The sequence below is a fragment of the Streptomyces sp. MP131-18 genome, from assembly GCF_001984575.1.
In the GTDB taxonomy this organism is placed as follows: Bacteria; Actinomycetota; Actinomycetes; order Streptomycetales; family Streptomycetaceae; genus Streptomyces; species Streptomyces johnsoniae.
Window position 1 is genome coordinate 7,590,671 of the sequence record NZ_LZNS01000001.1, and the last position, 22,740, is coordinate 7,613,410.

At 74.7% G+C, this 22,740-nt stretch carries 26 protein-coding genes; 8 read left to right on the forward strand and 18 right to left on the reverse strand.

The features are described 5' to 3' along the window. Positions 1 to 49: 49 nt before the first annotated feature. The 4 genes from STBA_RS33670 to STBA_RS33685 form a co-directional block, all read right to left on the reverse strand. Positions 50 to 556, reverse strand: coding sequence for a GNAT family N-acetyltransferase (locus tag STBA_RS33670; protein WP_077062783.1), 507 nt, complete (start codon positions 554 to 556; stop codon positions 50 to 52). A 414-nt stretch (positions 557 to 970) separates the two neighbouring features. Then, the gene (locus tag STBA_RS33675; RefSeq protein WP_077062784.1) at positions 971 to 1,192 is read right to left on the reverse strand and encodes a hypothetical protein; all 222 of its coding nucleotides are present in this window, start codon (positions 1,190 to 1,192) and stop codon (positions 971 to 973) included. 580 nt (positions 1,193 to 1,772) lie between these two features. Continuing rightward, complete coding sequence (locus STBA_RS33680; protein ID WP_077062785.1) at positions 1,773 to 2,123, reverse strand: methyltransferase domain-containing protein; 351 nt, start codon at positions 2,121 to 2,123, stop codon at positions 1,773 to 1,775. Continuing rightward, positions 2,120 to 2,872, reverse strand: a complete 753-nt coding sequence (locus tag STBA_RS33685; RefSeq protein WP_366510929.1) for an AMP-binding protein — start codon at positions 2,870 to 2,872, stop codon at positions 2,120 to 2,122. The genes STBA_RS33680 and STBA_RS33685 overlap by 4 nt, the downstream gene beginning before the upstream one ends. Positions 2,873 to 3,013: 141 nt before the next feature. On the opposite strand from STBA_RS33685, the gene STBA_RS33690 reads away from it, so the two are divergent. Beyond that, a complete protein-coding gene (locus STBA_RS33690) occupies positions 3,014 to 3,919 on the forward strand; it encodes an RNA polymerase sigma-70 factor (RefSeq protein ID WP_077062787.1) in 906 nt (301 codons plus the stop codon). 11 nt (positions 3,920 to 3,930) lie between these two features. Here the strand turns inward: STBA_RS33690 and STBA_RS33695 are convergent, their stop codons facing one another. Further along, complete coding sequence (locus tag STBA_RS33695) at positions 3,931 to 4,662, reverse strand: SDR family oxidoreductase (RefSeq protein ID WP_077062788.1); 732 nt, start codon at positions 4,660 to 4,662, stop codon at positions 3,931 to 3,933. A gap of 213 nt (positions 4,663 to 4,875) precedes the next feature. Between STBA_RS33695 and STBA_RS33700 the strand changes: the two genes are divergently transcribed. Beyond that, a complete protein-coding gene (locus STBA_RS33700) occupies positions 4,876 to 5,616 on the forward strand; it encodes a GntR family transcriptional regulator (protein ID WP_077062789.1) in 741 nt (246 codons plus the stop codon). Here the strand turns inward: STBA_RS33700 and STBA_RS33705 are convergent. The 6 genes from STBA_RS33705 to STBA_RS33730 all read right to left on the reverse strand — a co-directional run bounded on the left by STBA_RS33705 (position 5,603) and on the right by STBA_RS33730 (position 11,770). Further along, a complete protein-coding gene (locus STBA_RS33705; protein ID WP_077062790.1) occupies positions 5,603 to 6,760 on the reverse strand; it encodes an ROK family protein in 1,158 nt (385 codons plus the stop codon). The genes STBA_RS33700 and STBA_RS33705 overlap by 14 nt on opposite strands. 22 nt (positions 6,761 to 6,782) lie before the next feature. Further along, entirely contained in the window at positions 6,783 to 8,213 is a 1,431-nt protein-coding gene (gene purB, locus STBA_RS33710; RefSeq protein ID WP_077062791.1) for an adenylosuccinate lyase, read from the reverse strand. An 11-nt stretch (positions 8,214 to 8,224) separates the two neighbouring features. Then, positions 8,225 to 9,007 carry an SGNH/GDSL hydrolase family protein gene (locus STBA_RS33715; protein WP_079252520.1) on the reverse strand — a complete coding sequence of 261 codons (783 nt, stop codon included), beginning with the start codon at positions 9,005 to 9,007 and terminating at the stop codon, positions 8,225 to 8,227. A gap of 145 nt (positions 9,008 to 9,152) precedes the next feature. Next, entirely contained in the window at positions 9,153 to 9,680 is a 528-nt protein-coding gene (locus STBA_RS33720) for a DUF5709 domain-containing protein (protein ID WP_077062793.1), read from the reverse strand. An 18-nt stretch (positions 9,681 to 9,698) separates the two neighbouring features. Beyond that, positions 9,699 to 10,115 carry a DUF2267 domain-containing protein gene (locus tag STBA_RS33725; RefSeq protein ID WP_077062794.1) on the reverse strand — a complete coding sequence of 139 codons (417 nt, stop codon included), beginning with the start codon at positions 10,113 to 10,115 and terminating at the stop codon, positions 9,699 to 9,701. An 86-nt stretch (positions 10,116 to 10,201) separates the two neighbouring features. Then, positions 10,202 to 11,770: an NAD(P)/FAD-dependent oxidoreductase gene (locus STBA_RS33730; protein WP_077062795.1), complete on the reverse strand. Its 1,569-nt coding sequence runs from the start codon at positions 11,768 to 11,770 to the stop codon at positions 10,202 to 10,204. A gap of 114 nt (positions 11,771 to 11,884) precedes the next feature. On the opposite strand from STBA_RS33730, the gene STBA_RS33735 reads away from it, so the two are divergent. From STBA_RS33735 to STBA_RS33745, 3 genes are all read left to right on the forward strand, one after another. Continuing rightward, positions 11,885 to 12,520, forward strand: coding sequence for a DUF1349 domain-containing protein (locus STBA_RS33735; RefSeq protein ID WP_077062796.1), 636 nt, complete (start codon positions 11,885 to 11,887; stop codon positions 12,518 to 12,520). A gap of 74 nt (positions 12,521 to 12,594) precedes the next feature. Next, complete coding sequence (locus tag STBA_RS33740) at positions 12,595 to 14,409, forward strand: ABC transporter ATP-binding protein (protein WP_077062797.1); 1,815 nt, start codon at positions 12,595 to 12,597, stop codon at positions 14,407 to 14,409. Positions 14,410 to 14,524: 115 nt separating this feature from the next. Next, complete coding sequence (locus STBA_RS33745; RefSeq protein ID WP_077062798.1) at positions 14,525 to 15,385, forward strand: alpha/beta hydrolase; 861 nt, start codon at positions 14,525 to 14,527, stop codon at positions 15,383 to 15,385. 58 nt (positions 15,386 to 15,443) lie between these two features. On the opposite strand, the gene STBA_RS33750 is transcribed toward STBA_RS33745, so the two are convergent. Both STBA_RS33750 and STBA_RS33755 read right to left on the reverse strand, forming a co-directional pair. Beyond that, the gene (locus STBA_RS33750) at positions 15,444 to 16,061 is read right to left on the reverse strand and encodes a TetR/AcrR family transcriptional regulator (RefSeq protein ID WP_077062799.1); all 618 of its coding nucleotides are present in this window, start codon (positions 16,059 to 16,061) and stop codon (positions 15,444 to 15,446) included. Between the two features lie 84 nt (positions 16,062 to 16,145). Next, the gene (locus STBA_RS33755) at positions 16,146 to 16,547 is read right to left on the reverse strand and encodes an NUDIX domain-containing protein (protein WP_077062800.1); all 402 of its coding nucleotides are present in this window, start codon (positions 16,545 to 16,547) and stop codon (positions 16,146 to 16,148) included. 92 nt (positions 16,548 to 16,639) lie between these two features. On the opposite strand from STBA_RS33755, the gene STBA_RS33760 reads away from it, so the two are divergent. Next, entirely contained in the window at positions 16,640 to 17,335 is a 696-nt protein-coding gene (locus STBA_RS33760) for a nuclease-related domain-containing protein (protein WP_079252300.1), read from the forward strand. A gap of 17 nt (positions 17,336 to 17,352) precedes the next feature. On the opposite strand, the gene STBA_RS33765 is transcribed toward STBA_RS33760, so the two are convergent. The 3 genes from STBA_RS33765 to STBA_RS33775 are packed head-to-tail and all read right to left on the reverse strand — an operon-like array spanning position 17,353 to position 19,290. Then, on the reverse strand, positions 17,353 to 17,739 hold the full coding sequence (locus tag STBA_RS33765) for a VOC family protein (RefSeq protein ID WP_077062802.1): 387 nt from the start codon (positions 17,737 to 17,739) through the stop codon (positions 17,353 to 17,355). 37 nt (positions 17,740 to 17,776) lie between these two features. Beyond that, positions 17,777 to 18,205: a PPOX class F420-dependent oxidoreductase gene (locus tag STBA_RS33770; RefSeq protein WP_077062803.1), complete on the reverse strand. Its 429-nt coding sequence runs from the start codon at positions 18,203 to 18,205 to the stop codon at positions 17,777 to 17,779. A gap of 14 nt (positions 18,206 to 18,219) precedes the next feature. Then, complete coding sequence (locus STBA_RS33775; RefSeq protein WP_077062804.1) at positions 18,220 to 19,290, reverse strand: DUF2332 domain-containing protein; 1,071 nt, start codon at positions 19,288 to 19,290, stop codon at positions 18,220 to 18,222. A gap of 227 nt (positions 19,291 to 19,517) precedes the next feature. Between STBA_RS33775 and STBA_RS33780 the strand changes: the two genes are divergently transcribed. Then, the gene (locus tag STBA_RS33780) at positions 19,518 to 20,180 is read left to right on the forward strand and encodes a ThuA domain-containing protein (RefSeq protein ID WP_077062805.1); all 663 of its coding nucleotides are present in this window, start codon (positions 19,518 to 19,520) and stop codon (positions 20,178 to 20,180) included. Positions 20,181 to 20,238: 58 nt separating this feature from the next. On the opposite strand, the gene STBA_RS33785 is transcribed toward STBA_RS33780, so the two are convergent. After that, positions 20,239 to 21,279, reverse strand: coding sequence for a questin oxidase family protein (locus tag STBA_RS33785; protein ID WP_077062806.1), 1,041 nt, complete (start codon positions 21,277 to 21,279; stop codon positions 20,239 to 20,241). Positions 21,280 to 21,438: 159 nt separating this feature from the next. Between STBA_RS33785 and STBA_RS33790 the strand changes: the two genes are divergently transcribed. Beyond that, a complete protein-coding gene (locus STBA_RS33790; protein ID WP_077062807.1) occupies positions 21,439 to 22,149 on the forward strand; it encodes a phenylalanine--tRNA ligase beta subunit-related protein in 711 nt (236 codons plus the stop codon). A gap of 16 nt (positions 22,150 to 22,165) precedes the next feature. Here STBA_RS33790 and STBA_RS33795 read toward each other — a convergent pair whose 3' ends face one another. Further along, positions 22,166 to 22,729 carry a TIGR03086 family metal-binding protein gene (locus STBA_RS33795; protein WP_077062808.1) on the reverse strand — a complete coding sequence of 188 codons (564 nt, stop codon included), beginning with the start codon at positions 22,727 to 22,729 and terminating at the stop codon, positions 22,166 to 22,168. Between the last annotated feature and the right edge of the window lie 11 nt (positions 22,730 to 22,740).

Genomic DNA, 22,740 nt, shown 5'->3' on the forward strand with positions numbered 1-22,740 from the left:
GTTCGTCACCACCGGCCCGCGCGTCTTCACGCTCTCCCCGCGGCGTGGTTCAGCCGCCGGCCGGCGCGGGCAGGATGGCCGGAAGCGGGGACAGCCGCGCGGTGAGTACGAGCGCGCCCTCCTCGGCCCGGTGCTCGACGGCCAGGCCGGAGCCGCGCATCACCGCGGCCATGCCCGCGCCCGAACCGGGCAGCACGGCGTACACCACCTCGCGGCGGGCCCGTGCGGCCACCGCCAGCAGCGACCGCAGCAGCGCGCTCCCCACGCCGAGCCGCTGCCAGGCGTCCTCCACCAGCAGCGCGACCTCCGACTCCTCGTCGTCCCACAGCAGATGGCCGAGCGCCACGACCTGGCCGTCCGCCGTCTCGGCGACGACACTCTGCCCGTGACGCGGGTTCAGCAGGTGCGCGAGGTAGTGGTCGGCCTCCCCGGCGGGGCCGTGGTAGCGCTGGGCCAGGGTCTGCGGCGAGCACCTGGCGTGCATCGCCCGAGCGGCGGGCAGGTCGGCGGGCCCGGCCGCCCGCAGAACGAGCCGGTGGCCACCGGCCGTTACCATCTCGCGCCGCGGCTCGTTCGCTGGTGCGGCCGTGGCCGGACAGGGCCGCCCCGACCGGTAACCACCGGTCGGGGGCACAAGCCGGAGGCGGGGGAAGCGAATCGAGCCGCGGGGTAGGTCGGAGTCTGCCATGTAAGCACTCTCGCGCTCCGTTGTTGCGCGATCACGAACGCCCTGTGACCGGAGGGTAAAGGAGGCTTACGCGAAAAATGTGCCGTTCGCGGCTCCTGGGGCACATGGTGCCTCGGGCGTCGCCCGCGGCAGCAGCCGCACCGTTCATACGATACCGGCGGGCGGTACGTCGCCCCGACAGCCGGTCGCGTTCGCGCCGGTCATCGGGGCGTCGCGCACGCCGTGCCCACGATGGCGTCGGCTGCCCGGCTATCGGCTCCTCCTGTCGGCGTCGTCAACACCTCAGATCCAGGACGGCGGTTCGGTGATGGTGAGGATCACGGCCACGGCCGGCCACCCCGGAGCGCCGCCGAAGAGCAGGGCGTGGCCGCCCGCGTCGAGCCGCCCGGTGCGCGGCAGATGCGACCGGGAGAAGTCCAGGCCCAGCGGGTCCATGATGGAGTTCCGGGTGGTCGCCTCGTCGCCGTTGGGCACGAGGACCCAGCGCAGGTCGGAGACGTCCATGCGGCCTAGCCCACGGTGGCGAGCGCGGTCTCGGAGCAGGCTTTCGCGTTGAACTGCTGCGCGCGCTCCACGGTTTCGATCCGCCGGCCCGCTGACCCGGTAGGCGGAACAGCGGCTCGTCGCCGCGCGCCATCGCCTCGAACTCCGGATGGACCTGGGAGACGACCGCGTCGACGCGGTCGAAGCCGGCGGCCGGGCTGATCACGACGGAGCTGGCCGCGTCCGCGGCGGTCACGCCCATCGGCCCGCTGTCCCCCGGTTGAACAACGGCGGGTTGTAGTTGTCCGCGGTGGTGAGCAGGATGTCCGCCGCCGGCTGTCCGGCTGGTACGAGAGCAGGCCGGCGGCCAGCTCGACACCGGTGGGCATGCTGTTGCAGCCATTGCGTATCTCGGTGCCGTCGGCCCCCGTGACGCCCAGCTCGCGCATGATGTGCGCCGACGGCGACCACATTTCGGGCCCCTGGTAGAACGTCGAGCCGTGCGGCACCGTTCCGATCGCGGCGGCGCCGCCGGGGGAGCGGCCGAGCGCTGTCCGCGCGGCCCGCACGGTCATGTCGGGTGGCGACTCCGCCCCGGCGATCAGAACGCTGCGCAGACCGCTTTCGGCGAAGGCCGTGGCGTCGTACAGGCCCGCGACGACCGCCTCGGACGCGGCGTGGGCGGGCGGCAGCCAGCAGCCGACGCGGCGGCCAGCTCCACCGCGGACTCGGCGATGTCGAGTCCGATGACCCGCCGGAAGTGCGGCGCCAGCCACTGCGTCTGCCGGCCGTTGCCGCACCCGATGTCGACCAGCGGCAGCAGCGGGTCGGCGTGGTCACGGAACAGCGGCAGATGCCGCGCCGCTGTCAGCTGGGGCGACGAGTCCCAGAGGGCGGCTCCGGGCGCGGCCGGCAGCGTCGACCAGCAGGCGTCCCAGGCCGGGCCGGTCATGCGCCGACTTCCTGCGCCACCAGGCCGCCGAGCGCGGCGCGGTCGGCTTTTCCGTTCGGGGTGCGGGGAAACCCGCTGACCACGTGTAACGCGTCGATGCTCATGTACGGCGGCAGGAAGACCGCACAGTGCCGTCGCAGCTCCGCGAGCCCGGGCGCACGGCCGGTCCCGGGGACCACGAAGGCGTGCAGCCGCGCGTCCAGATCGGCGCCCACGACGAGCACCACCGCGTCGCGCACCGCCTCGTGCGCGACGAGCACGCCGTCCACCTCGGCCGGCTCGATCCGGTAGCCGCGGACCTTCGCCATGTCGTCGACCCGGCCCCGGTACTCCAGCAGACCGTCGGCGTCGTACCGGCCGAGATCACCGGTGCGGTACGGACCGACCTGTGGCTCCCCGTCCCAGTAGCCGAGCATGACGGTCGGGCCGCTGACCAGGATCTCGCCGTCGTCCAGCGACACTTCGTCTCCGGCGACGGGCGATCCGATCGGAACGGCCGCGGTGCGCGCGAGGTCGGCGGCCGTCACCTCGTACGAGGTGCACACGGTGGTCTCCGTCGGGCCGTACCAGTTGAGCATCCGGACGCCGGGCCACCCGCGGCGCAGGTCCTTCAGCTGCTTCAGCGGAAAGCGCTCGCCGGCGAAGATGCAGGCGCGCAGCGTCCCCGGCCCGCGTTCGAGCAGCTCGCCGTACTCGGCCATGAGCACCAGCGCGGACGGCACCGAGTACCAGACCGTGGCGTTCAGGATGCCCCGGAGCCGGGCCGGGCGTCACGCACGTCCGCTCCGCAGCAACGCACCCGACGAAGAAGACGACGGCGGGGAGACGGATCGGGCACCGGTGCGGGCCCCGACTGGACACATCCGAGCCGCCTCGGGTGGGATGAAGCCGTGGCGGACGACGAGGATGACAAGGCACTGGCAGTTTTCGAGGAGCACCGCGGCACCCTGTTCGGCGTGGCCTATCGCATGCTCGGTCGCGTCAGCGACGCCGAGGATCTGGTGCAGGAGGCGTGGCTGCGCTGGTCGGGCGCGCCGCGGGACGACGTGGCCGAGCCGCGCGCCTACCTGGTCCGGGTCGTCACCCGTCTGTCCATCGACCGCCTGCGGCAGCTGACCGCCCGCCGCGAGACCTACGTGGGCCCCTGGCTGCCGGAGCCGCTGCCGACCGACCGGGCCGCCGCGGGTCCGCAGTCGGCGCCGGACGGCGCGGAGCGCGCGGTCCTGGCCGAGACCGTCTCCTACGCCGTGCTGCTCGTGATGGAGTCGCTGTCCCCGCTGGAGCGTGCGGTGTTCGTGCTGCGCGAGGCGTTCGGCCTGCCGTATGCGGAGATCGCCGCCGCGCTCGGGCGCAGCGAGTCCGCGGTGCGGCAGCTGTCGGGGCGTGCCAGGCGGCACATGACGGAACGCCGCCCCCGCTTCGTCGTCGACACCGGGCAGCAGCGCGACCTCACCGAACGCTTCCTCGCCGCCGCCACGCAGGGCGACCTCGACGGCCTGCTGGCGATCCTCGCGCCCGAGGTGAGTTTCGTCGGCGACAGCGGCGGCAAGGCCAAGGCGCCGGTGCGGGTCATCAAGGGCGCGGACAAGGTCGGCAGGTTCAGCGCGGGCATCGGCCGGCAGGCGCCGCCGGCGGCCGCTTTCCACTTCCTCGACGTGAACGGGGGGATCGCGCTGCTGATCACCAGCGAGGGCAGGCCGCACAGCCTGCTCCTGCTGGACATCGCCGACGGCCGAATCCAGCGGGTCTACCTCGTGGCCAACCCGGACAAGATCGGCCATCTGCGGCTCGGCTGACCCGGCCCCGGCTACAGGCCGCCGGAGACGCGCAGTACCGCGCCCGTGGTGTACGACGCCTCGTCCGACAGCAGCCACGCGACGGCGCCGGCGATCTCCTCGGGGCGGCCGGGCCGCTGCATCGGCACCCGGTCCTGCTTGCGCCACGGCCGCTGCGGGTCGCCCATGGTGGCGTGCATGTCGGTGAGAGTCATGCCGGGCTGCACCGAGTTGACCCGGACTCCCTCGGCGGCCAGTTCTTTCGCCAGGCCGGTCGTCAGCGTGTCGACGGCCGCCTTGGTCGCGGCGTAGTGCACGTACTCGCCGGGGCTGCCGAGCGTCGCGGCGGACGAGGAGATGTTGACGATCGAGCCGCCCGCGCCGCCGTGCCGGGTCGACATCGCGCGGGCGCCGCGCCGCGCGCACAGGAACGTGCCCAGCACGTTGACGTCGACGACCCGCCGCATCACGTCGGTGGTCGTCTCGGTGAACCGGCCGAGGGGTCCGGTCACTCCGGCGTTGTTCACCAGGCCCGTCACGGGGCCGAGTACCTCGGCCGTCGTGTCGAACAGCCGGTCGACCTCGATCTCCACGGACACGTCGACCCGGACGGTCACCGCCGCCCGGCCCGCGGCGCGCACCTGCGCGGCGACCGCTTCCGCGGCGTCCTCGTCCGCCACCCAGCCGATCGCCAGATCGTGGCCCGCCGCGGCGAGCCGTACCGCGGTGGCCGCCCCGATGCCGCGGCTGCCGCCCGTCACCACCGTGACGCGCCGCCGCTGCCGTTCCGCATCCGCGGGCCGGGCCGGATGGGGCGTCTGATCCTCTTGTTCGCTTTGATGCACGAACAGACCCTACGTGCCCCTGATTGGTCTTGACCAAGCCACTCGCCCGGCCTAGGGTCGCTACATACGCAACAACCTTTCATAATCGCGCCGGCCAGGGACAGGACCGGCGCAGGGGGAGGCAGGGTGAGCATGAGCCGGCCCGACCAGCAGCAGCCCGAGCCCAAGTACTGGCACCTCAAGACGGTTCTCTCGCAGGCGCTCGACACGGAGTTCTCCGTCGGCCAGACCCTGCCGAACGAACGGGAGCTCGCCGCCAGGTTCGGTGTCGCGCGAGCCACGCTCCGGCAGGCGCTCGACCAGCTGGAGCTGGAGGGCCGGCTCCAGCGCCGCCGCGGCGTCGGTACCACCGTCGCGCCGCCGCGCTTCGGCGTGGACGTCAGTCCCGGGCAGCACACCTGGCCCGGCACCGCGGGCGACCCGTGGGTGGCGACCGACTGCACCGTGGCGGTGCCGCCCCGCGCGGTGGCCGATGCCCTGGGGGTGGCCGCCGACCGGCCCGTGGAGACCGTGCGGCGCACGCTGTTCACCCACGGCCAGCCGATCGGGACGGAGCACCTGTTCATCCCGCCCGGCGTGCTGCCCGCGGGGGAGGGGACGGACAACGCGCGCGGCGCGGACCGCGCCGGAGCCGTGCTCGCCCGCCTTCAGCTTCTTCCCTGGGGCGGCCGGGACCGCGCGGTGGAGCTGGGCTCCGCCGGGGCCGACGCGGCGCGGCTCCTCGACCGGCTGCCGGGCTCGCCGGTGCTGATCGTCACCACCGGGTACGCCTCCGGGGGCAGTCCCGTCGCCGTCGGGGTGGCCACCTACCGGGCCGACACCTGCCGCCTCACCTTCGGCGACCAGGAGCCGCTGTCCCTCACCGCGAGCTGACCTCCCCGGTCACCGCGAACAGCTCCTCCTCCACCCGGTCGAGGGCCAGCCGTAGCGCGCCGGTGGCCACGGCAGCTCCGCCGAGCGCCGAGGCCACCACGCGCGGCGTGCGCAGACAGTAGCGCTCCAGCTCGTGGCGCAGCGGGTCGACCAGTCCGTCGAGGCCCGCCGCCCAGCCGCCGATGACCACCAGCTCCGGGTCCAGCGCCAGGACCAGCGCGGTCACGTCGTGCACCAGGCGCTCGACGAACCGGCCCACCGCGGCCCCGGCCCGCCGGTCGCCCCCGCGCGCCGCCGCGAACACCCGCGCCACCGCCTGCTCGTCCAGCGGGTCGAGCGGCTCGCCCGAGGTGGACAGCAGGCGCTCGGGAGTCGCCTGCCGGCCGAGCAGGTGCAGCGCCCCTATCTCCCCGGCCGCGCCGCCGTGCCCGCGGTGCAGCCGCCCGTCGATGAGCGACCCCGCGCCGGGGCTCAGCCCGGCCAGCACCATCACCACGTTGTCGGCGCCGGTCGCGGCCCCCACCCAGCGCTCCGCCAGCACGGCGGCGTTCGCGTCGTTCTCCACCAGGACCGGGCAGCCGAACGCCGCGGCGAGCCGTTCACCCAGCGGCAGTCCCGTCCAGCCTGGCAGCGCCGTGCACAGCCCCACCGACCCGTCCGCCACCACGATCCCCGGGCTGCCGACGCCGACCGCCCGCAGCGTGCCCGTGTCGACCTCGCACTGCGCCAGCAGCTCCGCGGCCACCGCCCGCACCCCGGCGAGGCGCGTCTCGGCCGTCGCCCGCGTGGGCACCTCGCGCGCCACCGAGCCGAGCCGGTGCCCGGCCAGGTCCGCCAGCACGGCGGAGAGCCGCCGCGCCCCGATCTCGATGCCGAGCAGCCGCCCGGCCTCCGCCCGGAACCGGAACCGGCGGGCCGGGCGCCCCGGGCGCCGCCCCTCCGCGGCCCCCGCTGCGCCGCTCTCGGCGACGAGACCGGCCTCGGCCAGCCCTTCGAGCACCACGTCGAGCGTCGGCCGCGACAGACCCGTCGCGCGCGCCAGATCGGTCAGCGAAGAGGAGTCGGCCGCCCGCAACGCGCGCAGCACCGCGGCCGAGTTGATCTTGCGGAGCAGCGACGGATCACCGCCGGTGAGACTCCCCACACCCGCCTCCCGCGCCAGAACGCTACAGAATCGCCCCCGGAGCGTACGCCGCCGCCTCGGGGTACCGCTTCACGACTTCTTCGACGCGGCCGAGCACCGCGGAGACCTGCGCCGCCGCCGCTCCCGTGAAGGACAGCCGGTCCGCCATCAGCGCGTCAAGTCCCGTGCGGTCCAGCGGAATCCGCTCGTCCGCGGCCAGCCGGTCCAGCAGCTCGTTGCGCTCGGCGCCCTCCCGCATCGCCAGCGCGGAGGCCACCGCGTGCTCCTTGATCACCTCGTGCGCCGTCTCGCGCCCCACGCCCGCCCGCACCGACGCCATGAGTACCTTGGTCGTGGCCAGGAACGGCAGGTAACGGTCCAGCTCGCGCGCGACAACGGGCCGGAACGCGCCGAACTCGTCCAGTACGGTCAGGAACGTCTCGGCGAGCCCGTCGAACGCGAAGAACGCATCCGGCAGGGCCACCCGCCGCACGACGGAGCAGGACACGTCGCCCTCGTTCCACTGGTCGCCCGCCAGCTCGCCCGTCATCGAGGCGTAGCCCCGCAGCACCACGGCCAGGCCGTTGACGCGCTCGCACGACCGGGTGTTCATCTTGTGCGGCATCGCGGAGGAGCCGACCTGCCCCGGCTGGAAGCCCTCGGTCACCAGCTCCTGCCCCGCCATCAGCCGGATCGTCCTCGCCAGCGAGGAGGGCGCCGCGGCCAGCTGGACCAGGGACGTCACGACCTCGTAGTCGAGCGACCGCGGGTAGACCTGCCCCACCGAGGTGAAGACCTGCCCGAAGCCGAGGTGGCCGGCGACGCGGCCCTCCAGCTCCGCGAGCCGCCGCTCGTCGCCGCCCAGCAGGTCGAGCATGTCCTGCGAGGTGCCCACCGGGCCCTTCACCCCGCGCAGCGGGTAGCGCACCAGCAGCTCCTCCACCCGCCCGAGCGCCACCAGCAGCTCGTCCGCGGCCGAGGCGAAGCGCTTGCCCAGCGTGGTGGCCTGCGCGGGCACATTGTGCGAACGGCCGGCCATCACCAGCTCCGCGTGCTCGGCCGCCAGCCTGCCGAGCCGCGCGAGCACGGCCACCGCCCGGTCCCGCACCAGCTCGAGGGACAGCCGGATCTGGAGCTGCTCCACGTTCTCCGTCAGGTCGCGCGAGGTCATGCCCTTGTGCACCTGCTCGTGCCCGGCCAGCGCGTTGAACTCCTCGATCCGCGCCTTCACATCGTGCCGCGTGACCCGTTCGCGCTCGGCGATCGAGCCCAGATCCACCTGCTCGACGACGCGCTCGTAGTCCTCGACCGCCCCGGGCGGCACCGGCACGCCCAGATCCGCGAGCGCCCGCAGCACCGCGAGCCACAGCCGGCGCTCCAGCACCACCTTGTACTCGGGGGACCAGAGGGTGGCCAGCTCCACGGAGGCGTAGCGGCCGGCCAGAACGTTCGGAATGCGCGGCTTGTCAGTCACGCCACCGGATTCTACGGGTAGTCCTCGACCGGCAGCGGCGCCAGATCAGGACGCTTGGGCGCAAGGCCGTCCCCGGAGGAACGGCCGCTCAGCCGCCGTCCGATCCACGGCAGCAGGTGCTCCCTGGCGAACCTGACGTCCGCCCCGCGGCGCACCGCCCAGCTGCCGGGCGCGGTCAGCGGCAGCGGCTGGTCCCAGTCGAATCCGGGCTCGAAGCCGAGGCGCTGCCACACCGCCTCCGCCACCCGCCGGTGTCCCTCCGCCGTCAGGTGCAGCCGGTCGTCGGCCCACAGCCGCGGGTCGCCGAGCGCCCGCGACGCGAACAGGTCGACCACCAGCGCGCCGTGCCGCTCCGCCAGGTCGTCGATGAACGCGAACAGCGTCTCCATGCGCGTCCGGTACCGCTCGAGCACCGCGCCCCGGCGGCCGGGGCTGCGCATCAGCACCAGCTGCCGGCAGGACGGTGCCAGGCGCGCCACCGACTCCGCCAGCAGCCCGCAGATCTCGTCCAGATCGCAGCGGGGCCGCAGCACGTCGTTCAGCCCGCCGACCAGAGTCACCAGGTCGGCGCCCATCGCCGCGCCCGGCGCCGCCTGCTCCTCGGCGATCTGCCGCATCAGCTTGCCGCGTACGGCGAGGTTGGCATAGCGGAAACCGGCCCTGCGGGCCGCGAGCCGCTGCGCCAGCAGGTCGGCCCAGCCCCGGTAGGTGCCGTCCGGCAGGGCGTCCGACATGCCCTCGGTGAACGAGTCGCCCAAGGCGACGAAACTGCGGAAATCAGGTGCACTGTGCATGGCGACCGACATCGTAGTCAGCCGCCGCACCCGCACGCCCACGGGCCCGGCCCGGCCGCGGCAGACAGCCGCGGCCGGGCCCGTGGGCCTGCCGGGGGCCTCCACAACGCGGGACCGCAACGCAAGGAGGCGTTCGCGCGGACGGTCAGGAGCCGAAGTCCTCGGCCTTTTCCTCCTGCTCGTCCTCCGCGAGGTGCATCGCGGCCTCCTCCGCGCCCGCCGCGCCGCCGTCGATGCCGACGTCCGCCGCGGCGATGCCGTCGGTGCGGCGCAGCGTCTCGTTGTCCGCGCGCACCAGGCGGCCCGCCCGGTCCTCGCCGGACAGCTCCGCGGCCATCGGCTCGCCCGCCATCCCCGGCTGGTCGCCGATGCCGTTGCCGGCCGGCTCCGAGACCTCGGGCACCTCCTCGGCCAGCCGCTGGTCGAGCGTCTCCCGCTCGCGCTGCTCGGCGGCCGTGGTGCCGTAGTCGTTGACGGCGAGCGGCTTCTCCGGCGGCGAGTAACCCTCGTCCAGGGTCTCGTCCAGATCGCCCTGGCCCAGCGCGTTGTCCAGGTCGACGTCCGTCGGGTCGTCGCGGGTTCCGTAATCCGGCGGCTGGTAGACCTCGTCTCCCATCGCCTCGTCGTCGAGCGCCGCATCGGGCGCCGCGGGCTCCGACCTGTCGTCGGACATGGCGCAGCTCCCTCCCGTTCAGTTTCCCGCCGGGCCTGAGCTGCCCGCGAACAGCACGTCGGCCAGGTCGTCGTCCAAAGACGTGCGGATCTTGTCGGCCAGTCCGCCGACGGTGGCCTCGTCGGTCACCTCGACGACGCAGCGGGCCTCGTGCACGGCCTTCGGCACGTCCGCGCCCGACCGCTCGGCGACGCGGCCGAAGAACTCCTCCCGGCTCATCCGCACGCCGGTGGCCGGCAGGTCCGGGGCGTAGGCCACGCGGAGCAGGTGTTCGCCGATCTCGCGCGGCAGCTGCGCCGCGAGCTTCTCCGCCAGCGGCGGCGGAACGCGTTCGGCAAGGGTCTCCAGGCTGGCCCGCGTGGCGGTCTCCGCCGCGCCCCGGCTGTCGAGCCGGGCGCGTGCCTGAACCTGTCCTATGAAGTCGTCGTGCTGCATGATCGCCTCCCCTCGGCTCGCGGCCCGGGTTCCCAGGCCCAGGGGGGCAAAACCGGCAAACAGCGGTGAACCCACCGGGCTCCGGCTCAGCGGCCGAGGGCGGCCATCGCCGCGTTGTGCCCCCCGATGCCGCTGACCCCGCCGCCGCGCACCGCGCCCGCCCCGCACAGCAGCACGTTCGCGTGCCGCGTGGCCACGCCCCACCGCGCGCCGCTCCCGCCGTCGGCGGCGTCGTCGGCCGCCCAGGGGAAGGACAGGTCGCCGTGGAAGATGTGACCGCCGGGCAGGGCCAGCTCCCGTTCCAGGTCGAGCGGCGTCCTGGCCTCGATGCACGGCCGCCCGTCCGCGTCCGTGGCCAGGCAGCCGGCGAGTGGCTCGGCCAGGTGCTCGTCGAATGCGGCGAGCGTGGCGTCGAGCAGCGCGCCGCGCGCCGCCTCGTGGTCCCGGGCGAACAGCCGGGCCGGGGTGTGCAGGCCGAACAGCGTCAGCGTCTGGCAGCCCCGCGCGGCCAGCTGCGGGCCGAGGATCGAGGGGTCGGTGAGCGTGTGGCAGTACACCTCGCTCGGCGGCGTGACGGGCGGCGAGCCGTCCGCCGCCTGCCGGTGGGCCGCCGCCAACTGCCGGTAGCCCTCGGCGATGTGGAACGTGCCGGCGAACGCCTCCCGCGGGTCGGCGGCCGGGTCGCGCAGCGCGGGCAGCCGCCGAAGCAGCATGTTGACCTTGAACTGCGCGCCCTCCGCGGCGGGCGGCGGCTGGTCGCCGAGCAGCGCGGCCAGCCCCTGCGGGGACGCGTTCACCAGCACCTGTGCCGCACCGACCGTGCCGTCCCCGGCCGGGCCGCGGAACGTCACCTCCGCGGTCCTGCCGTCCGCCGCGACGGACGTCACCTCGTGCCCGGTGCGGATCTCGGCCCCGGCGGCGCGCGCCGCGCCGGCCAGGGCGTCGGTCACCGCGCCCATGCCGCCCACCGGCACGTCCCAGTCCCCGGTGCCCTGCCCGATGATGTGGTAGAGGAAGCAGCGGTTCTGCGCAAGCCCCGGGTCGTGCGCGGAGGCGAACGTGCCGATCAGCGCGTCCGTCAGCACCACCCCGCGCACCAGGTCGTCATCGAAGGCCGCCTCGATCGCCGCGCCGATCGGCCGCTCGAACACGGCCTCCCACGCCGCGTCGTCCCCGACGAGCGCCCGCAGCCCGGCCCTGGTGGGCAGCGGCTCGGTCAGCGTCGGGAACACCCGTTCCGCGATCCGCGCCGTCATGGCCTGGAACCGCCGCCACGCGGCGTACTCCCGGTCCGAGCCGGTGAGGCGCGCGAACGACTCCCGGGTGCGGCTCTCGCCGCCGCCGATCAGCAGCCCCGTCGGCCGGCCGCCGCGGACCGCCGGGGTGTAGGAGGAGAACCGCCGCTTGCGCAGCGCCGTGCGCAGCCCGAGATCCGCCGCGATCCGGGCGGGCAGCAGGCTGACGAGATAGGCGTAGCGGGAGAGCCGTGCGGCGACCCCGGGGAACACCTCGTCCGACACGGCCGCCCCGCCGGTGCGCCAGGACCGTTCGAGCACCAGGACGCTGCGTCCGGAACGGGCGAGGTAGGCGGCGGCGACGAGGCCGTTGTGTCCGCCGCCGACGATCACGGCGTCGTACGACGCGAGGGCTGGCATGGCCCCTGCCTAGCACGCGGCGCGCGCTTCCGGCCAGTGTCGCGGCCGCCCCTGGCACTCCGGCGGCACCTGGCTTAAAGTCCCGGCAGGCGGGGGCGAGAAGAGGGGAATCCCATGGAGCAGCAGATACGTGTCCCGGCCGTGCCCGTGCCCCTGCGCCCGCTGAACCGGCCGGCCGACTGGTCCGTCGACGGTGACGGCGCCCTCACGCTCGGCGCGGGCGCGGGGACGGACTTGTTCAGCGATCCCGGTGGCCCTGGCCGGTTTGCCAACGCCCCCGCGCTCATCGGGCGCGTCGAGGGCGACTTCGTGCTCACCGCCCGCGTCACCACCGGCCTTGCCGCGACCTACGACGCCGGCGTCCTGCTGCTGTACGCCGGCGAGGACAACTGGGCCAAGCTCTGCCTCGAACTGTCCCCGCAGGGCGCCCCCACCGTCGTGTCCGTGGTGACCCGAGGTGTCTCGGACGACTGCAACGGCCTCACCCTCGACTCCGGCGAGGCGTGGCTTCGGATCGCCCGCATCGGACCGGCCTACGCCTTCCACGCCTCGGCCGACGGCGGCTTCTGGCACCTCGTCCGGTACTTCGCGCTGACCGCGGGTACGGAGGCGGGCCCCGGGCCGGGCCCCGGCCAGGTCCCCGAGGTCGGCTTCCTGGCGCAGTCCCCGACCGGCGCCGGGAACACCGTGCGCTTCTCGGACGTCGAGTGCGCCCCGCGCACGCTTGCCGACCTGCGCGGAGGCGGCTGAGCGGCCGTCCCGCCGCCGTAGGGTTGAGGGTCGTTGTCCGTTCCCTTCCCTCGACCGTCCTCCCGAAGGAGCCCATGCCGCCCGACGCCGTCCCGCCGACCGGGGAGACGCCCCCGGCCCCCAGCATCCGCCGCATCCTCCGCCTCTTCCATCCCTACCGCGGCCGCCTCGCGATCGTCGGCCTGCTGGTCGGCGCGTCGTCCCTGGTCGCGGTCGCCACCCCGTTCCTGCTGCGCGAGATCATCGACGTCGCCCTGCCCGAGCGCCGGACGGGTCTGCTGGCGCTGCTGGCTCTCGGGATGATCCTCACCGCCGTGACCAGCAGCGTCTTCGGCGTGCTCCAGACGCTGATCTCCACCACCGTGGGCCAGCAGGTGATGCACGACCTCCGCACCGCCGTGTACGCGAGGCTCCAGCAGATGCCCCTGGCGTTCTTCACCAGAACCCGCACGGGCGAGGTGCAGTCCAGGATCGCCGACGACATCGGCGGCATGCAGGCCACCGTCACCTCGACGGCGACCTCCCTGGTCTCCAACCTCACCGCCGTGGTGGCCACCGTGGTGGCGATGCTCGCCCTGGACTGGCGGCTCACCCTGGTGTCGCTCGCGCTGCTGCCCTGTTTCGTGTGGATCGCGCGCCGGGTCGGCCGGGAGCGGCGGCGCATCACCACCCAGCGGCAGCGGCAGATGGCGGCGATGGCCGCGATGGTGACCGAGTCGCTGTCGGTCAGCGGCATCCTGCTCGGCCGCACCATGGGCCGGGCCGAGGCGCTGACCCGGGACTTCGCCGCGGAGTCGCAGAAGCTCGTCGGTCTTGAGATCCGCGCCAGCATGGCGGGCCGCTGGCGCATGGCCACCATCGGCATGATCATGGCGGCCATTCCGGCGCTGCTGTACTGGTCGGCCGGGGTGATGTTCCAACTCGGCGGCAGCCCCCCGTCCATCGGCACCCTGGTCGCGTTCGTCACGCTCCAACAGGGGCTGCTGCGCCCGGCGGTCTCGCTGCTGTCGACCGGGGTGGATATCCAGGCGTCGCTCGCCCTGTTCCAGCGGATCTTCGAATACCTGGACCTGCGGCCCGGCATCACCGAACGGCCCGACCCCGTCGAGCCGGAACGGGTGCGCGGCGAGGTGGCGTTCGAGCAGGTGACGTTCGCCTACGAGGCCGCCGGCCCGCCGGCTCTGGAGGAGATCGACCTGACGGTTCCGGCGGGCGGCTCGCTCGCGCTCGTCGGACCGACCGGGGCGGGCAAGAGCACCCTGGGCTACCTGGTGCCGCGCCTGTACGACGTGACCGCGGGCCGGGTGACCCTGGACGGCGTGGACGTGCGGGACCTGAGCTTCGCCGCGCTGGCCGGGGCGGTCGGGGTGGTCTCCCAGGAGACGTATCTCTTCCACGCCTCGGTGGCCGACAACCTGCGGTTCGCACGGCCAGGAGCCACGCAGGAGGAGATCGAGGCCGCGGCCCGGGCGGCCCAGATCCACGACTACATCGCGGCGTTGCCTTCGGGGTACGACACGGTGGTGGGGGAGCGGGGCTACCGCTTCTCCGGCGGTGAGAAGCAGCGGCTGGCCATCGCCCGCACCATTCTGCGGGACCCGCCGGTGCTCGTCCTCGACGAGGCGACCAGCGCCCTGGACACCAGGACGGAACGGGCCGTGCAGCGGGCGATCGACTCCCTGTCCGCCGGCCGCACGACCATCACGATCGCCCACCGGCTCTCGACCGTGCGCGACGCCGACCAGATCGCGGTGCTCGACGGCGGCCGCGTCGTCGAACTCGGCACGCACGACGAGCTGATGGCGCTCGGCGGCCGCTACGCCGACCTGGTGCGGCGGGACGGCGAGGCACCGCGCACCGCCGTCGAGGCGACCTCGGCGACCTCCTGACCACCCCGGACGGCTCTCCGGCGGTCGGCACACGCTCAAAAACTGTGCGAACGATCGTGCTACTATCTCGCCGTCGGCGCTGCCCACCGCCGACCCCAGGGACAGGAGACCGCACATGAACCTCAGGGCAGGACTGCTGCGCGCCGCCCTCAACGGCACCGGCCGCGTCGCCCCCCGCCTCGCCGGACGCTGGGCCCTCGGCCTCTTCGCCCACCCGGTGACCCGCGTCGCCGTCCGCCCCGCCGAGGAGCCGGTGATGCGCCGCGCCCGGCGCGGCGAGCTGACGGTGAACGGCAAGACCGCCGTCATCCACCGCTGGGGCGACGGCGAGCGCCCCGTTCTGCTGATGCACGGCTGGCTCTCCCGCGCCTCCCGGTGGAGCCCCATGATCGAGGCGCTGGCGGACCGCGGCTACAGCCCGGTGGCCTTCGACGCGCCCGGCCACGGCGAGGCCGGCGGCCGGGGCACCACGATCCTGGAGTATCGCGAGCTGACCCGGCGCCTGCACGCGGAACACGGCAGGTTCGCCGCGGTGATCGGCCACTCCGTCGGGGGCCTGAGCGCCTTCCACGCGCTGCGCGGCGAAAGCCTTGCCGACCGGCTCGTCACCATCGGCGCCCCCGCCGAGTTCGGCTTCCTCGTCGACAGCTTCTGCGCCGGGTCCGGCCTCGGCCCCTGGGCGCTGCCGCAGCTGCGGCGCGGTATCGAGGAACGGATGTTCCCCGGCGAGCGCGAGCTGTGGGCCCGCTTCTCCGCCACCCACCACCCGGCCGGGCTGCGGATGCCGCTGCTCATCGTCCACGACGAGGCCGACGACATGGTCCCCGTCGAGCAGTGCCGCCGCCTGGTGGCCGCCTACGGCGAGCAGGCCGACGTGATGCTGACCCGCGGGCTCGGCCACCGCCGGGTCATCGCCGACCCCGCCGTCATCGAGGCCGTCCTGGACTTCGCCGCCGCCACCGACCCCGTTGCCTGAAGCCGAACCGGCAGCCCGCAGCCCGCAGCCCGTAGGCAAGCGGCCCGCGGCCCGTGCCTCAGGCCGCCGCCGCGGCCAGCCGGGCCGAGATCCCGGCCGCCGCACGCCCGTAGCCCGCGTCGTCCGCGTGCAGCGCGGAATCGTTGTTCGCCATCTCCAGCAGCGCCGTCAGCTCGAACGCCAGCTGCGGAACGTCGAGGTCCGCGCGCAGCTCGCCGGCGCGCCGCGCCTCCTCCACCAGCTCCCGCACGTGCCCGACCCACTCGGTCCTGGCCGCGGCCACCGCGTCGCGCACCGGGCCGCTGCGCGCGCTGAACTCCGCGGAAACCGAGGTGAAGAAACAGCCGCCGGGGAACACCCGCGACCGCGAGTAGGCCAGGAACGCCTCGCACAGCCGCCGCACCCGGCCGAGTCCCGGCGGCTCCTCGGCGGCCGGGCGGGCGACCTGATCGGCGAAAACGGCGCGCGCCGCCCTGATCGTGGCGAGCTGCAACTCCTCCTTGGAGCCGAAGAGGGCGAACACCCCGCTCTTGCTGAGCCCCAGCTCCGACGCGATGCGGCCGATCGACAGGCCGTCGAGCCCCTCGACGGAGGCGATGGCCATCGTCCGTCCCAGGACCAGGCGGCGCGTCTGGTTCCCCCGCTCCACCCGCCCGTCGGTCCGCGCACCGGCCATCTCGTGCCGCCCTCCTCCCGCAGGACCTCATCGTAACGAAGCCGCGGCGGCGGCCGGTCCGGCCGCGCGGCGGCTCGCGACGGCTCAGCGCAGGCGGCCGGCCTCGGCCAGCGCGTCGAACGCCGCCTGGTCCACCAGCGGGGTGCGGTGCCGGTCGGCCAGGGAGAGCCAGGCGATCTCCTCGATCTCGTTGCTCGCCCGTGGAGTGCCCTCGTGCCGCGCCGTGTAGCAGGCCATCCGCACGAGCGTGCCTTCCGGGTGGCCCTCGGCCTGCGCCGTGTACGTGCCCACGTGCTCGGCCGAGTCGGGGTCGAGCGCGACGGCCAGCTCCTCCCGCACCTCCCTGACCAGGGTCTGCACGTCGCTCTCGCCGGGCTCCCGCTTGCCGCCTGGGATGTAGAACAGCTCCTTGCCCCGCGAGCGCGCCCCCAGGATGCGCCCGTCCGCCAGGTGTACCCAGGCCACGGTGTCGATGAGCCGTCCCACTGCCGTCCCCCTCGGTCGTTCCGCACCCGCGGTGCGTTCCGCTGCGTTCCGCCGGGTACGGCCTCTCGTCCCGGGCGCCGGACGATGATGTCATGGAGGGCAGGGAGGGTGTGATGGAGAACCCGGAAGACCCCGGCCGGTGGCCTCCCGGCAGCGGGCCGCTGTGGCTGCACCCGGACGACGACCTGGCCCCCAACCGGCCGGGCGAGACCTTGTACGGCAAGGTGGCCGCGCTGCCCACCGGTACCGCGCGCCGGGTGCGGATGCGGCTGCTGCGCCGGGGCGCGGAGGCCGATGCCCTGCGCTCCTCGCTCCTCGCCGAACAGACGGCGGGCGCCCGGCTCGACCGGCTCGGCGGGGTCGGCTGGCGCGTGCTGCACTCGGTACCGCTGCCGGGCGGCGCGGACATCTCCCATCTCGCGATCGGCCCCGGCGGCCTCCTGGTGTTCCGGTCCGTGCTCCGTCGCGGCGCCCGCGTCGAGGCGGGGGAGGACGTGGTCCGGATCAACGGCCGTCGCACCGAGCCCGACGTGCGGCGCTGCCGCAGGGACGCGCGCCGCGCCGCGCACGCCCTCGGCCGCGCCTGCGGCCACCCGGTCACCGTGCACGCGCTCCTGGTGTGCGTCGGGGCGGCCCGGATCGGGGTCACATCCGCGCTGCGCGATGTGGAGGTGCTGCACGAGGACCGGATCGCCGGGCTCGCCGCCCGCGGCGGGGCCCTGAAGCCGGACGGCATCGAGGCGGTGTACGGCGTCGCGCGGGACCGCAGGATCTGGCACCACGCCTGAACGGGCCGTGGCCCGCCTCAGCGCACCGTGGGTCTGGCCACCGGCTCGGGCTCGGGCGGGAACACGCAGAACTCGTTGCCCTCCGGATCGCACAGGACGTCCCACTCCGCCCCGGCGGAGCGCCGCCGCAGCACTCGCGCGCCCAGGGCGATCAGCTCCTCGGTGTCGCCCCGGACGTCGAGATGCAGCCGGTTCTTCGCCGTCTTCGGCTCGGGCACCGGGTTGATCCAGATGAGCGGCCCGGCGCCGGACGGGTCCCGGATCGGCACCGGCCACTCGGGCGGCGGCTGTTCGCCGGGCGGGGCGGCGCGGCGCTCGTAGCCGAGCACCGTGCACCACCAGTCGGCGAGTGTCTGATGGTCGTTCGCGTCGAGGGCGAGATCCTTGAAGCGTGCAGGTGGCATGGCCGGAAGCCTCTCACGGCGTCCGGCGCGGTCCGGGTCAGTCCGCTACCCCGGCCTCCGCCACCACTCGCTCGGGCTTGACCCGCACCAGCAGCTCGCCCGGCACCCCGTTGCGCGCGCCGAACTCCGCCGCCCGGTCCTCGCCCATGTACCGGCCGCCGATCCGCTCCGCCCAGTCGCGCAGCTCCGCCGGGTCCCCGCTCAGCTCGGCGCGGCCGTGCACCACCACGAAGCCGAACGGCGGCACCTCGTCGTCGACACACAGGGAGACCCGGTCGTCCGCGGCCATGTTCCGCGCCTTCACGGTCCCGGCGCCGGTGGTGAGGATGATGTCCTCGCCGTCCAGTACGAACCAGACCGGTGCCACATGCGGGCGGCCGTCCGTGCGCACCGTCGCCAGCTTCGCCGTTCTGGTGCCCGCCGCGAGGAACGCGCGCCACTCGTCCTTGGTCATCGTGTGTCCCATGGGCTCATGATCGGTCATGCCCCGGGACCCGGCCACCGGGCCGGCAGGCCGTGCGGGTGGGCGGTGGCGAGCATCTGCACCGGGCCGGTGCCCGACCGGACGGACAGCCGGAACTCCGCCCCGCCGTCGGACGGCTCGAAGGAGACGACGGCGAAACCGGCGTCCGGCCCGGACGCCCTGGCCAGCCGGTCCAGCTCGCGCTCGACCGCTGCCCACTCCGCCGCCGGCACGTACTGCCGCATCACGGAGTGCCACAGGACCGTCAGCGTGCCGGGTTCGAGATCCATCTCCGACAGGAACTCGGCCGCGCCCGCGGCCTCCACGGTGGCCGGCACCTTGGCGGCGATGCGCAGCGCGCCGTCGAGACGCTCGAGCCGCGCGGTCTGGTCCGGCCAGACGTAGGCGCGCAGGGCCAGCGAACCGTCCGCCGACAGCGGGTCGATCGGCGAGGGGTCACAGCCGCGCCGCTCCACGATCCGCAGCGCCTGGTGCCGTGCGGCGCCCGCGAGCAGCCAGTCGGGCACGGCACCGTCCCAGGCGTCCGCGAGCAGCACCGAGGAGTCCACCGGCCCCCAGGCGAAGTCGCCCGCCACGTAGCGGAACTGCTCCGCCCGCAGATTCAGGCCCGCGCTCGACCCCAGCTCGAACAGCCGCACCGGGAGCTGGGCGGAGGGAACGGCGTACAGCAGCCCGGCCAGCAGCAGGGACGCGCGCCCCACCTCGTTCGTCTGCGGGGGCCGGCGCAGCCAGTCGCCGATCCACTCCGGCTCCGCGGCGACCACCGCGCGGAACGCAGGCCAGGCCGCGTCCGCCCGCCCGAACGTGCCGCCGGTGCTGGGGTAATGCGCCGCCAGGTCCGGCGCCCGGCCGGTCAGCGCCAGCGCGTGCACGGCGCCGAAGAGGCGCAGCGGCAGCGCGTCGTCCACCACCGTGTCCGGGTGCTCCGCCACCGCCGCCGCACACGGTCCGCCCATCCGGACGTCGTCCGCGGCCCGGCTCATGAGCGCCGCGTACAGCGGCGAGCCGAGGCGCGCGCACGACCGGGACTGCTGGGCGAAAATCTCGGCAACGTGTTCGCGGGGCATGCGTACTCCTCCCGAGGGGATGCTCAAGATCATGGGGCCCGGCGGGGGTTGAGTGGAAGACCTGCCGGAGGAATATGCCGTGCGATATTTCACCGACCGGGGTGTGCCGTCCCGTATCCGTGCCCCGATTGGCTGTGATCATGACAGCTTTGGCGTGGCCATCCGGAAAAGACGCCGTGCAGGCCGCTCCCATGAGCGGCCGAAGGGCGGGCCTACGATGGGGAGTCATGAGCGCTCCCCGGATCGTCGTCTTCACCCGCACCACCGGCTTCCGGCACGACTCCATTCCCGACGGGATCGAGGCGTTCCGCGACCTGGGCGCGGAAGGGGGCCTGGAAGTGTCCGCGACCGAGGACCCGGACGAGCTGGCCGCCGCCCTGCCCGGCAGCGCCGCGGTGGTGTTCCTCTCCACCAGCGGCGACGTCCTCACCGACGACGGGCGCCGCGCCCTGCGGGCCCATCTGGCGGACGGCGGCGGCTTCATGGGCGTGCACGGCGCCTCCACCACCGAGTACGGCTGGCCCTGGTTCGGCGAGGACGTGGTCGGCGCCGTCTTCGACGGCCACCCCGAGCTCCAGCGGGGCGTCGTCACCGTCGAGGACCACGACCACCCTGCCACCGCCCACCTCGGCGACCGGTGGGAGTTCACCGACGAGTGGTACAACTTCTCGGTCAACCCGCGCGGCCGCGTCCGGGTCCTGGCCACCGCGGACGAGACCACCTACACCGGCGGCCGGATGGGCGCCGACCACCCCATGGTGTGGTGCCACGAGCTGGCGGGCGGCCGCTCCTTCTACACGGCGCTCGGCCACACCTCCGAGTGCTTCGGCGACCCCGGCTTCCGCCGCCACCTCCTCGGCGGCCTGACGTGGACGGCCCGGCTGGCGTAGGGGGCCCGTCCGCACCCGGACCCGCACCCGCGCGGCCCGCCGCCCCCGGGGCCCCGGATCAGTCGTCCGGGTCCGTCAGTTCGACGGCGCGCAGCGCCGCGGCGGGCGCCGCCGGGTCGTCCGGCCGTGCGGCCATCACGTCGAGCGCGGTGTCGGCAAACTTGATGACGTGCTCGTTCCCGTGCGCCGCCGCCCGCTCGAACAGCTCCCGCGCCGTGATTCCGCCGGCGTCGCCCGGCGGCAGGGGGCCGGCGGGCGGGGCGTACGCGGCGACGACCCCCGCGGCGGCCTGCCACGCCGCCGCCAGGCTCGCCGGCCACAGCGCGCGGGGCAGTGCGGGCAGCGTGCGCAGTACCGCGTTGGGGGCGGTCGCCGCGTGCACCAGCATCACCGGCTCCCCGTGCCCGTGCGTGCCGTAGTAGCCGACGGCGGCCCGCACCAGACCGGCCAGGCGCTCGCGGACCGCGTCCGCGTCCTCCGGCACCCGCTCCGCCCACCCCGGCAGCCCGGTGAGCCTGCCGAGCCGGTGGTTGATCCCGCCCGACCGGTCGCTCACCGGCCGCACCGCCCGCAGCGCCGCCTCCGCGCCGTCCGGCGCCGGGAGAACGGCCACGCCCGCGGGCAGCCGCTGGTGCCGCGCCGCCCAGTACCCGAGGGCGTGCGCCAACTCCGCGATACGCGGCGCGTTCCCGCCCTCGGCGAGCAGCAGCCGCACGACGTGGCCCACCCGGATCACCGGGTGCGTCGCGGAGGCCGTGATGCCCGGCAGCAGCCGCGGCCACCACTCGGCCAGCACCTCGCGCCAGGGCCGTTCGGCCAGACGTTCGGCGAAGTACACCGGCCAGTCCGCCAGATGGCGGGGGTCGCCGAGCGCCGCCGCCCAGTTCTCCGTGGTGATCCGTCCGTAGGACGCCGGTTTCTCCTCCAGCCGTCCGCCGTACGCGTCCAGCCATCGGTGCACCCGTGCGCCCTGCCCGTGCCGGGCCAGGGCCTCGACGGCCATCGGCGCATGATTGCTCAGCCAGCCCCTGAACTCGGGCCCTGTGGCGTGGAGGCGCAGCAGCGCCTCGTCGAGCGTTCCCGCGGCGTGTGTGTCCATGCCGCCGACGCTAGGCCGCCACCGGGCCGGGCCGGAACGGTCCGCGGACCCGGCCCGCCTGCCCCGTTCGCCCTAGGACGGCCGGACGGCCGGACGGCCGGTCCGTTCCGGATAGGGTGAACTGCCCAGGTGGAAGGGCGGCGTGAGAAAGGGAGCACGATGACGGAACTGCGGGTTGCGGCGGCGGTCGGCGAGGCGTTCCCCGCCCTGGCGGTGGCGGCCGTGGTCGCCGGGGACCTGCGCGGCGACACCCCGTGGCAGGAGACGGAACGGCTGCTCGCCGAGCTGGAGACGGCCGCCGCGGACGGCGACTGGACGCCGCCCGCCGAGTCCGACCCGGGCCTTGCGTCCTGGCACGCGGCGTACCGGGCGTTCGGCACCAACCCGCGCCGGTTCCGGCCCAGCGTCGACGCGCTCTGCCGCCGCCTGGGCAAGTCGGGCCGGCTGCCCCGCATCAGCCCGGCCGTCGACACTTACAACGCGGTCTCCGTCGGCCACGGGCTGCCCGCGGGCGCCTTCGACCTGGCGGCCGTCCGCGGGGACGTCGAGCTGCGCTTCGCCGGTCCTGGCGACACGTTCACCCCTCTGGGCGAGCCCGACACGACGGAGGAGGCCAGGACCGGCGAAGTCGTCTACGCCGACGCCGCCGACGTCCTCACCCGCCACTGGAACCACCGGGACAGCGACCGCACCAAGGTGACGCCCGCCTCCCGGGAGGTCGTGTTCCTGCTGGAAACGGTCGAGCCAGGGACCGGCCGCAAGGTCCTGGACCAGGCGGCCGATCAGCTCGCCGGGCTCCTCGCGCCGCACGCCGCCCGCGTCGACACCCACCTGCTGACGCCCGACCACCCGGCCGTCCGCCTGCGTTGACGGCCCGCGGGCGGCCTCACGGCCGCCTGCCGAGCAGCGCGACCAGCCGGTCCTGCCGCGGGGCCCGGTCCGCCGCCGGCACCGGCGGGCCGAAGATGCCCAGGCCCTGCCAGGCGTCCGCCTGCCCCCTGGCGTAGTCGAGGCACAGCGCCACCAGGTCCTCGTCCAGCCGGTCGTCCGCGCCGATCCCGCGCGCCAGGTCCCAGGCGTGCACGGCCAGGTCGAGCGTCATCTGCCGCAGGTAGTCGTCCGCCGGGATCTGCCCCGCGCTCGTATGCACCGGCGTATCGCGTGCCCCGGGGGCCCGGACCGCCGCCCGGGAGGCCGAAGCCGCGGAATCCCAGGCGCCCACCGGGTCCTCGCCCAGCACATCGCCCTCGAACCGGTCGCCCACCTCGTCCAGCGTCGCGCCGCGCAGCAGCCACGGCGCCCACAGATGCTCCCCGGTCAGGTGCCCCACCAGATCCCGCACCGACCACTCGGTGCACGGCGTGGCCGACGCCCACTGCTGCGCGCCGACCCGGTGCACGCGCCCGCCGAACTCGTCGAGCCCGCGTTCGAAGCCGTCGACCAGATCCATGGGGCATCCCC